The 9,870-nt window shown below is 61.5% G+C and carries 7 protein-coding genes and 1 tRNA gene; 5 read left to right on the top strand and 3 right to left on the bottom strand.

Annotated features, from left to right (window positions below; all coding sequences use genetic code 11):
- A partial coding sequence (locus tag ACE3SS_RS13600) for a DUF4926 domain-containing protein (protein WP_374594822.1) occupies positions 1-494 on the bottom strand: 494 nt, incomplete at its 3' end.
- Positions 495-819: 325 nt separating this feature from the next.
- Between ACE3SS_RS13600 and ACE3SS_RS13605 the strand changes: the two genes are divergently transcribed.
- Complete coding sequence (locus ACE3SS_RS13605; protein WP_374594824.1) at positions 820-1,410, top strand: HAD domain-containing protein; 591 nt, start codon at positions 820-822, stop codon at positions 1,408-1,410.
- Positions 1,411-1,529: 119 nt separating this feature from the next.
- Here the strand turns inward: ACE3SS_RS13605 and ACE3SS_RS13610 are convergent, their stop codons facing one another.
- The gene (locus tag ACE3SS_RS13610; RefSeq protein ID WP_374594826.1) at positions 1,530-3,158 is read right to left on the bottom strand and encodes an ABC-F family ATP-binding cassette domain-containing protein; all 1,629 of its coding nucleotides are present in this window, start codon (positions 3,156-3,158) and stop codon (positions 1,530-1,532) included.
- Between the two features lie 468 nt (positions 3,159-3,626).
- Here ACE3SS_RS13610 and ACE3SS_RS13615 point away from each other — a divergent pair, with 468 nt between their 5' ends.
- The 4 genes from ACE3SS_RS13615 to ACE3SS_RS13630 are packed head-to-tail and all read left to right on the top strand — an operon-like array spanning position 3,627 to position 9,439.
- The gene (locus tag ACE3SS_RS13615; RefSeq protein ID WP_374594828.1) at positions 3,627-5,300 is read left to right on the top strand and encodes a hypothetical protein; all 1,674 of its coding nucleotides are present in this window, start codon (positions 3,627-3,629) and stop codon (positions 5,298-5,300) included.
- Positions 5,297-7,966, top strand: a complete 2,670-nt coding sequence (locus tag ACE3SS_RS13620; protein WP_374594830.1) for a DUF2726 domain-containing protein — start codon at positions 5,297-5,299, stop codon at positions 7,964-7,966. The genes ACE3SS_RS13615 and ACE3SS_RS13620 overlap by 4 nt, the downstream gene beginning before the upstream one ends.
- Positions 7,967-8,001: 35 nt before the next feature.
- Positions 8,002-8,880: a nucleotidyltransferase gene (locus tag ACE3SS_RS13625; RefSeq protein ID WP_374594832.1), complete on the top strand. Its 879-nt coding sequence runs from the start codon at positions 8,002-8,004 to the stop codon at positions 8,878-8,880.
- On the top strand, positions 8,858-9,439 hold the full coding sequence (locus ACE3SS_RS13630) for an SLATT domain-containing protein (protein ID WP_374594834.1): 582 nt from the start codon (positions 8,858-8,860) through the stop codon (positions 9,437-9,439). Before ACE3SS_RS13625 ends, ACE3SS_RS13630 begins: the two co-directional genes overlap by 23 nt.
- A gap of 334 nt (positions 9,440-9,773) precedes the next feature.
- Here the strand turns inward: ACE3SS_RS13630 and ACE3SS_RS13635 are convergent.
- Positions 9,774-9,850, bottom strand: a tRNA-Met gene (locus tag ACE3SS_RS13635).
- Between the last annotated feature and the right edge of the window lie 20 nt (positions 9,851-9,870).

Raw genomic sequence — 9,870 nt, forward strand, 5'->3', positions numbered from 1 at the left:
GTCTCGACGCAGACGGTATGCCCATCCTGCGTCAAGAACTCCACCTCATAAGCAGCACCTTGCCCATGGACGTGAACCACCACACCCAATGCGCCTGAATCCAGCGCATGTTCGGGTAGAGGTCTTTTGAGGGCGACTGCGGTGTGTTCCTGCAGCATCTCCAATACCTCTGTCAGGTGTGCGCAGAGTTCTTCGACGGTTTCACCTTGGGTGTACGCACCTGGGATTCCTGGCACATTGCCCACCAGCAATCCCGTGTCTGGATCACGTTCGATCTGGATGGACGGGACACCAAGGCCAGCGCTTTGCTCCTGCAGGAACTTTGTAATGCATGGGTCCGAGGCTTGGATCGTTTGCACGCAGCCATCGACCATCCCGGTGAGGGGGATGCCGGCGCGTGCAGTCGATACGATCGCGTTGGCCACAGCGTCCCTGGCGAGCTGAGTTACCTGATCAGCGTCCAATCCGCAAAAAGTAGGCTTCGCGTGTTCCATGCGGGGAAGGCTACAGCCATTGAGGACCGGGGGCAAGGCCAAGGTCTTCAGGTGCACTAACGGAAGCCGCGTTGCTACTTGTCATGCGCTACCCATTGGCTGGCGATTGGGTCAGATACCGGGAGCGATCAGCTTGTTCATTTTTTTGTCTTGTTCACGTTCCGTGAACATCGCAAAAAAATGAACACCAGAGGCCACGGGCATGGTGCAAGTACGGCTCCGAGCCAGCCTCTTTCCAAGTATTGGGGATGCACTTCGTTGGAATTTCTTGGCATCGGCGCCAGAACGACTGGCAAGGTCGGCCAGGCCGCTTCAAAATCGCTGCATGGTCCGCCAGACGCTCAATAGCGCTACTCCCTACATCCCGGCATCAGCGCCGCGCAGTGCTGACGTCGTGCTCTACCTTGATCTGGATGGCGTCGTCCACCACGAGGCGGTGCTCTGGCATCCCCGCAAGGGCATCTACATGAGCCCTTACCAGGCGGCGGGCCATACGCTTTTCGAGTGGCTTCCCCACTTGGAAGAGGTGCTTGCGCCCTTTCCTGCGGTGGCCCTGGTGCTCAGCAGTACCTGGTGCATTCGGCCGGGCTACAGCAAGACCCTCCAATTGCTTCCCTATTCGTTGCGAACAAGGTTCATCGGGGGCACTTTTCACAAACGGGTGCATGGCGCGGATCCTTGGACCCTTGCATCGTTTCGTAGCAGCCCCCGAGGCGTGCAGGTCTTGGCGGACGCCCAGAGAAGAAAGCCAAGGCATTGGGTAGCTCTGGATGACGATATCGAGGACTGGCCCGAATCGGCACAGGCGCATCTGATTGCCTGTGATGGATCTATGGGGCTGTCTTGTTCCCTTGCGAGAGATGCATTGCACCAGAAGCTCCTGCAGTTCCACTCACCGGGTATCGACCGTGCTTGAGCACAGGCCTTGGTCTGTGAACTGTGGGGCTGGCTTCATGGATCTGCCCGTTTTGGAAGAAGATGAGTGACTCATCCCAACGGATGATTCCCTGATTTTTCCGCCACCACAAAGGGCAGTCATGCAGCCAGGTGGTCAACAGGCATGAGTGCCCAACCTTCGGCGCCAGGCACCAACAGATCCGTCAGCCGCAGTTGCTCCAAAAAGGCATGTTCATGCGATGCAACGACCAGCGCTCCCTGGTAGCTTGCCAGCAGCCTCTCCAACGCCTGCACGGAGGGCAAATCCAGGTGATTGCTGGGCTCGTCCAGCAACAGCAAGCGCGGCGGCGTGTCTGCATAGAGAACACAGGCCAGGGCCGCCTTCAGGCGCTCTCCGCCGCTGAGCAATCCGCTGGGCATTGCAATCTTTGGCGCGTCCAGTCCCAGTTGTGCCAATCGCGTCCGCAGTTCACCCTCACTCAGGGTGTGATTCACAGCCTGCAGTTGGCCGAGAACCGGGAACTGCGCATCCAGGATGTCCAGCCCTTGGTCGAGATACGCCACGGGGTCGGTAACCCTGCAAACACCTGCCATGGGCTCGATTCGGCCGGCAAGCACCTTCAGTAGGGTGGATTTTCCGCAACCGTTGGGGCCCAGCAATCCGATGCGCTGCTGCCCTCCCACCAGCATGCTGATGGTACGAGTCGCCTGGGGCACAAACGGCAGTTCCACGTTTTCCAGCTCTGCCACATTGCGTGGGGCAACTCCAGGATTGGGGGACTCGTGCAAGTGGATGTTCAGGTCGTCTGCAGCCTGTGCGGCTGCTTCGCGCACGCGCTGTGACAGTTCGAGCCGCGCATCCGCTTGCAGTCGGCGCAGTTTCCCCATGGATTGTTCGCTGCGCTCCTTTTGGCGATCGAGCAGGATCTTGGCCTGGTTAGCCTGCTTGCCACTGCGTGTGCCTCGCGCCTGGCGCTTCTCCTGACGTTCGCGCTGTTGCCGCATGGACTGCTCTTCGCGCCGTCGATCGAGCTTGGCGCGGTCGAGTTCGGCGAGTGCGTTTTGCTTTTCCTGTGCTTTGGCCTGCGCATAGAAAGCATAGTTGCCCCCGTAGCTTCGCAAGCCCAGGGAGGACAACTCGACGATGCGATCCATGTGCGCCAATAACTGCCGGTCATGGCTGATCACCAGCAGTCCGCGCTCCCAGTGATGCAGCCATTCGATCAAGGCCCGACGGCTGTGCTGGTCAAGGTGGTTGCTGGGTTCGTCCAGGATGAGGAAATCCGCGTTAGACAGTTGGGCGCCAATCAAGGTCACCCGCATTGCCTCACCGCCGCTGAGCACGCCGGCCGGTGTGCTGGCATCCAGGTGCTTGAGACCTTGCTGCGCCAGTGCCTGCCCAAGCTGCTGTTCGATGTCCCATCGATCGGCGACCACGTCGAAATCCGCCAGCGCGGAACTGCCGGCCTCGATGCGCTTGAGCGCATCCAGCACGCCTTGCACGCCTGCCACATCGGCAACGGTGGTGTCCGCGCGTGGGCTGACCTGTTGGGCGAGGTAATGCACTGCACCTGTTCGCACACAGCGCCCACGGGTGGGCTGCAGTTGGCCCGAAAGAATGCGCGCCAGAACGGTCTTGCCGCTGCCATTGCGTCCGACCAGGCCGGTGTGCCGCTGGTCAAAGTTTTCGTTGAGATCGGAAAAAAGCGTTTCGCAGTTCGGCAGGACGTAGAACACGCCCTCCAGGGAGAGATGAGAAATCGCCATACATGGTCCAAAGATGCTAAGAGCTCCCCCGCGTCGTGGGGGCAGTGGAGATTTGCCGTCGCGTTGACGGCCGCATCAGTGGCGCATGGGACTCGATCCTCCGGTGGATGGTTGTGGGCGGCAAATTCTAGAAATGTTTGCCTGGGCGTGCAATCGTGGTGCAATGTTGACGTCGGTTTAAGTCTGGGTGCAGTCACTCGAGTTCGCAAAGCTGAATGTCAGGCGTAAGTGAGACCTGACGAAGGTGCTCCATTAGTAGTTGACACCGGTAGCCGCTCCTTCTTACGATCTACCTGCGGTTCAAGCCGAATCGTGGGCAAGTTGGCGCCCGTCAGTGCACGCACCGGACCCTGTCCGGCACGGCAAAGCCAGTTGGATTGCGAGAGTCCCCTTTCCCCGGCTCGATGACCTCCACTTGGAGAGCCGGACAACGCGTGCCGTCCCTCGATGCTCTCTAGGAGTTCATCCATGGCAACCACTGCTGCGCCGACGGCGCATCCCGCCTCCCCTCAAGACCTGCAGGCTACGGCCGCAGCCCTGTGGACCTACGTCCATCTCAAGGTGCCCCGCTTCACTTCCGAGGCCGCGCTCAAGGTCGTCGAAGGCCTCCAGCCCCAGCCCGATGAAGACCCCAAGCTCCTGGCCAAGCGCCTGCGCAAAGCTCTGAGCGACACGGGCGTCGCTCTCAAGCACACGGCAGCGCTGGACGCCGCGTCCCGCATCCTCGGCCGGTCCAGCTGGCACGCCCTCAATCGGGAGCCGCTCACCCCGAAGCTCAAGCTCACTATGGTGGTCAAGGCGCCGGAGGAGGAGTTCTCCAGCTGGCACGAGCTCGCGCCGCGGCTCGCCGAGTGGCTCGAGGCTTGGCATCAGGTCAAGCCTACCAAGGTGTTCGAGGTTCGGTTCGGCAGCGACTTCATCCTGGTCTGCGTGCCGGAGCCGAAGAAGGACAGCATCGCTGGCGAGACTAACATGGTGCCGGCACTGTCCATCACTCCGCTGGGCGGCACGCAGGACTGGCTGACCGAGGCGCCGGCGGCGTTCGAGATGGTCCGCAGGCGGTTGGAGGAAACCGACAAGGCCATCCTGGACGGGGTGGCCACGCTCCAGATTTGCGGTCGACACGGACCCGAAGTGTTGGCGAGGCTGCCGGCCATCCCGCAGTCCGTCACGCCCGACGACACCTGCAATTCCGAGCTGGTGCTCCTTCGCGAGGACAACGAGCTGGTGCCAGGCGACGGGTTCGAAATCGCCCGCGGCGACGAGATGACGTGCTGGTCCCAGCTCGAGCTGGCCGTAATGGATGAGGCGAAGGGCCAGCCGCCGGAAATTTCCCTGGAGGAGGCCGCCTGGTGTGTCGGCAAGGGCCGCTACGTGTGGCAGATGACGACCCTGCACCCCGACGACTATGTACCTGGGCAGACTCACTCGATGCTCACCGAGGCCGAGTCCGAGAAGCTTCTTCGTCGCTACCGCTTGGCGAGGCGCATCCTCGGCGGAAAGGTGATGCACCACCACGTCACGAAGCAACTGAAGTACCTGAGCGGCCCGGATGACACCTACCGCGTCGATCTGCATCGAGTCTTCCATGCGCTGAACGACGCTGGCCACGACTGGGACTCGTTCTGCGCCGAGACGGGCATCGAGCAGGAAAAGGTTCCCGAGGTGAAAGTCGGCTTCGTCATGACGTTGGCCGAGCACCTGAAGCTGAAGGACCCCAACAAGCTATTTGCCTCACCGCCGCGGGCGAAGCTGGCCAAGGCCGTCGATGACACCCTTATCCGCGCGCTGATGCCGCGCGTGGACTTCGTGCGCTACCGGACGCCGCGAGACCTAACCCCCGACCAGGTCGAGGGCATTCGCGATGCCATCGAAGACTTCAGCGCCTCCATCCGCATCCAGAAGATGCAGCAGCTCGGTCAGTTCGTCGACCGTGATGACCCGCTGCCGTACCTCTGCTATGCAGGCGACGGCGAGGGGCTGCGGCTGAAGCTTGCGGAGCTTGGGCTGGAGATGTATGTCGGCGTGATGCCGCACCTGGTTTCCACTGAAGGAGTCATCGAAAAGCTGCCTGGCGTGTGGTCGTTCGCCTTTGGGCACGCCATCTACCTGGACATCGACCGCATCGAGGAGGGCGCATGAGCAAGAAGTCCAAGAATAAGCCACAGGCAACAACCGCTGTCGCGGCAGCGGTCAACGCAGTAGCCGTTGAACCGGATGCCCCGCCGGAGCCGCAGTTCCGCTTGGCGGACATGCAGGCATCGGCTCGAGCGCACATTGACAACAAGGCATGGGCCGAAATCCTTGCGTTGGGTCGCGTGCCGCTGACGGCCATCCACAAGGACGACCGGAAATCCGCCGAGGTGTGGCTGTTGCGGGCAAAGATTCTTGGCCTCTATCCGCCCGGCATTCGGTCCCCCTACGAGCTGGCAAGGGAGGTACGCGAGGAGTACGAGGGCGCGCTCAAGGAACTGGCCGGCCGCGTCGAGGCGCTGCATACGCTGCAGCTCGAGTTCGACCTGTACCTCGACACGCTGGGCTGGTCGATTGACGATTGCGCACAAGCGTTCCGGCGCCTGTCGCGTGCCTGTATGGAGCTGACGAATGTCGATTGGCTGCGGAAGCTTCGCAGGCGCGCGTTGATGCTGTTGAGGGCCCAGGAGGGGCGACGGGGCGAGGAGATGTCGGCCGCTGACCAGGAGACGCTGGCGGCCCTTCCAGACCTCACCTTGGCGCTCAGCGAAGCTTATGCGGCGGCAGAGCTGGGCGAAGCCCTCGATGAAGAGGGCCGTGCACTCGTCACCGTGCTGAAGCTGGACCTCGACCTGATGATGGCGGACCCGTGGGACTACGGGCGAGTTGGTGACGCGCTTCTCCGGCTTCCATGCCCGAGCGAGGGCACCCTCATCGCCTTGCCCAAGGACGAATCGTCGGGCCGTGCGCAACTGCAGTTGACACCGCGCGCCTGGGCCTTCATGTGGATGCTCGGGCACACCCCCGGAGAGGGCTTCGCCGACCTGTTGCAGCGCTTCTCAGAGCCGTTCGCCTGCGATGCCTGTGAAGGGCTTCGCCGTGTGCTTTGTGCCCTGTCGGCCGTGCCCGCCGACGTGGACGAGCATTTGTCGCTCGCGGTGCGCGCCTTGATGCGGTTCGCCGACGCTGACGCGCATTGGTTCGGGGTGCAGCTGACGATGACGCTGTCCGACGGGGTGCGGGAAATCTACGTTGGAATGTCAGGGCTGCACATGACGTCGGTCGGTGACCTGCTGTTGCGGTTGTACGAACATTCGTCCGAGGACTTCACACGGCGAGCCGAGCTCGAGAGCCTCTATCGGATTTTCACCGCCAGCACCCAGTACTCCCCGTTGGAGGACGAAGACAACGGCGACCAGGACATGCCGGGCCTTGCCTGGCTATGCGAGCAGAGCCTGTCCTTCCAGCTCGCGGCGGCCTACGTCATCCAAGGTGTGGCCGGTCGGATGCGCCTGCTGCTCGACGCCATGCATCGAGCGACAAGTGCTGGCGTGCCAATGCCGCAGAACTACTACTCAGGCGACCTCAGCGGCGAGGACCTTGATGAGCCCGAGGCCTGGCCGGTACTCGATGCACTCGAGCAGCTGTCGGCGGTGCGTGAGCAGATGGCCGAGAAGACCCGGCGCATGTGGCTCGAGGTCGTAGGGGACATCTTCGACGCGCTGTCCAAACTTGGCGACAAGGTACGGGCCCAACTGCTGCCGCTGGCCCGCGACTTCGGTGATGACCTTCTTGAGAAGAAGCATTCGTTCCGCCTGGGCTACCTCGAGCAGGTCGCGGGCGACCCTGACGATGCATTGCACTACTACCTCATCGACATCGACACTGCCGAGAACTTGCCCGACGTCAGCGTGAAGAACGCCAAGTTGCTTTGGGCGCGGTCCGAGGACCTGGGCCAAGTGCAGCAGTTCGTCGACAAGCTTCAAGAGGAGATGCCGACGTCGAGTCGTAGCGATGTGGTGCAGCAGCTCTTGACGGATGCGAAGGCGCGCCTTGCCACGCTGAACAAGCGCGACCAGTTCGAGCGGACGGCGGTGAGTCGTTGGCCGTCGCTGACCGCACCTGCGCGCAAGCTGCTCAGCGTGTTCGCCAGCATCAAGAGCTACAACGGCCTGGCCGAGGTGGCCGAGTACGCCGGCATGGACCTGACCTGGGCCGGTCGACATTACGACAAGCTGGTCGAGCTTGGGATGCTCTTGGTCACGGACAAGACCTTCCGCATCAACCCGCACATCGCACCGCTGCTTGAACGCGAGTCTCAGCACGCGGTCATTGGCAGGATTGTTCGCTCCCAGGGAACGAGCGCGGTCAAGCAGGTGTTCAACAGCCAGCGCGAATTCACCATCTACCAGGTGCTGGTGCAGCTGTGCCCCAACCACCTCGTGTTCCCAAACTGCTCGCTGCAGAGCGTCATGAGCTTCGACCGGATGAAGGAGCTGGTGAGCGAAGACGACTTCGGCTACTACCTTCGGGCGAGCGTCGACATCGTCGTTGTGTCTTCGACGACGTACCTGCCGATGTTGGCCATCGAGGTCGATTCGGTCTGGCACGACACCGAGCGCCAGCAACGGAATGACAACAAGAAGGACCGCCTGTTCGCAGCCGCCGGCATTCCATTCATGCGCCTTCGGCCGGTCGGTAGCCCGTCCGAAAACACCATCCGTGCCCAGGTTGCTGAGCACGTCGATGAGCTGGTTCGCAGCCTGCGCGCCGACCTGCCGGGGTACGACCAAGCACGTGGTCTGCTGGAAGACCTGTCTGGCGTTAAAACTTGAGCGGTCAGTATCAACACGCAGCCTAGGGAGGCTCAATGGGAGTAGGTGATTGGTTCCAAACTTTCTGCGGGAACATCCGCATCGGCACGGAGAAGCGTAGTTCTATTGGCTACCGCACAGGCCGCATCGTTGGCCAGCTGAACGCTGACCTGCGCGGCCTCGACTCGAAGACGAGCTACCGCTTCTACGTGGGCTCTTACGGGCGTTCGACGGCCATCCCGAGCGTGAGCGACGTCGACTTGCTGTACGAGCTGCCCAACGAGCTGTACGCCCGGTTCAACGGTCACGCCGGCAACGGGCAGTCGGCCCTGCTGGCCCATGTGCGCGCGTCAATCCAGAAGACCTACTCGGTCACCGAAATCGGTGGGGATGGGCAGGTCGTTGTTCTTCGGTTTGATGATGGCGTGAAGTTCGAGGTCCTGCCGGCGTTCCTGAACACAGAAGGTGGCTACACGTTCGCCGACACCAACAACGGCGGCTCTTGGCGCGCCTGCAAGCCGAAGCAGGAAATGACGGCCTTTAGCACGCGGAATATCGAGTGCAACGGCAACCTGGTGGAGCTGGCGCGTATGGCTCGTGCGTGGCGCGACCAGAACAACGTTTCTATGAGCGGGATGCTCATCGACACCTTGGCCTACCAGTTCATCAATGGCTGGGCGTACAAGGACAAGTCCTACGTCTACTACGACTGGATGACCAGGGACTTCTTCGCCTTCCTGGCGGGCCAGGATGCCGGCAAGACGTATTGGACGGCGCCGGGCAGCGGCTCTTGGGTGTACGGCAGCGGCTTCCAGTACAAGGCCCGCCAGGCCGAACTGCGTACGAAAGAAGCCATCGAATACCAGCAGAACAACTATGACTACAGCGCAAAACAACTCTACAGGGGCATCTATGGCATCGACTTCCCCAGCTAATCCGTCCATCGTCCTGGAGGGGCAGCTGCGCGAGATGTATGGCCGTGCCGCGTACACGCACAAGACCCATCAGAAGATGGCAGACGGCTATGTCACCAAGTACAAGCGCATCAAGCTCATCGAAATCGTGCTGTCGGCAGCGACGACCACCAGCCTGCTGGTAGCACTCTTTGGCAAGAGCGAGGCCGCGACGGCGGTCGGTGCGGTCCTGTCGGCCATCTTGGCCGGCTGCGCCCTGTACTTCAAAGAGGCATCCCTGGGCGAGCAGGCGCAGCTGCACACCGAGGTCGGTGCAAAGCTGTGGGGCGCACGCGAGGCTCTCCTCAGCCTGCTGGTCGACCTGCAAGACGGGCGACCGGTCGAGGAAGTTCGCCAGCAACGCGACCGCCTGAACGCCGAGTTGGAAGACATCTACAAGGCCGCGCCGAGAACCAACAGCAAGGCCTACAGCGATGCGCAAGAGGCGCTCAAGAATGCGGAGGAGCTTTTCTTCACCGACGAGGAGCTGAACAAGATGTTGCCGAAGCAATTGCGTAGCAACGCTGGGACTACGACGTAGCGATAGGCCGACCCTAAATGACGGGTGTGCCGCCGAGACGGGTCGTTCGCCAGGGAGGTTCGAAAGTCAGCTCCCGCTGCAATGCCGAAGTAGATGCGCCGGTCCTACTTTGAGGCCAACGGCGCTGGAGCTATGTTTAGTAGCATGCGAAGCTCCACCACTCTTGACGTCTTGAGCTCTTGAGCTCTTGACTCCGGATACTCGACGCATACCCAATGGTCACTAGCACTGAGGCCCGCAATTGTGACGACACAGACCTCGTCACAAACCTCGACACAAAACAAAAAGGCCCACCGAAGTGAGCCTTGACGACAAGCTAAGTGCTTGATTTTATTGGTTGCGCGAGAAGGATTTGAACCTCCGACCTTTGGGTTATGAGCCCAACGAGCTACCAGACTGCTCCATCGCGCGGCAAGAGAGTTATTGTAACC

Source organism: Aquabacterium sp. (assembly GCF_041915145.1).
Classification (GTDB): domain Bacteria; phylum Pseudomonadota; class Gammaproteobacteria; order Burkholderiales; family Burkholderiaceae_C; genus Aquabacterium.

What these genes read in the sequence shown, in the direction of transcription:
- ACE3SS_RS13605 (WP_374594824.1), top strand. Translation starts at nt 820, where the DNA reads ATGGTCCGCCAGACGCTCAATAGCGCTACTCCCTACATCCCGGCATCA.
- ACE3SS_RS13610 (WP_374594826.1), bottom strand. Translation starts at nt 3,158, where the DNA reads ATGGCGATTTCTCATCTCTCCCTGGAGGGCGTGTTCTACGTCCTGCCG.
- ACE3SS_RS13615 (WP_374594828.1), top strand. Translation starts at nt 3,627, where the DNA reads ATGGCAACCACTGCTGCGCCGACGGCGCATCCCGCCTCCCCTCAAGAC.
- ACE3SS_RS13620 (WP_374594830.1), top strand. Translation starts at nt 5,297, where the DNA reads ATGAGCAAGAAGTCCAAGAATAAGCCACAGGCAACAACCGCTGTCGCG.
- ACE3SS_RS13625 (WP_374594832.1), top strand. Translation starts at nt 8,002, where the DNA reads ATGGGAGTAGGTGATTGGTTCCAAACTTTCTGCGGGAACATCCGCATC.
- ACE3SS_RS13630 (WP_374594834.1), top strand. Translation starts at nt 8,858, where the DNA reads ATGGCATCGACTTCCCCAGCTAATCCGTCCATCGTCCTGGAGGGGCAG.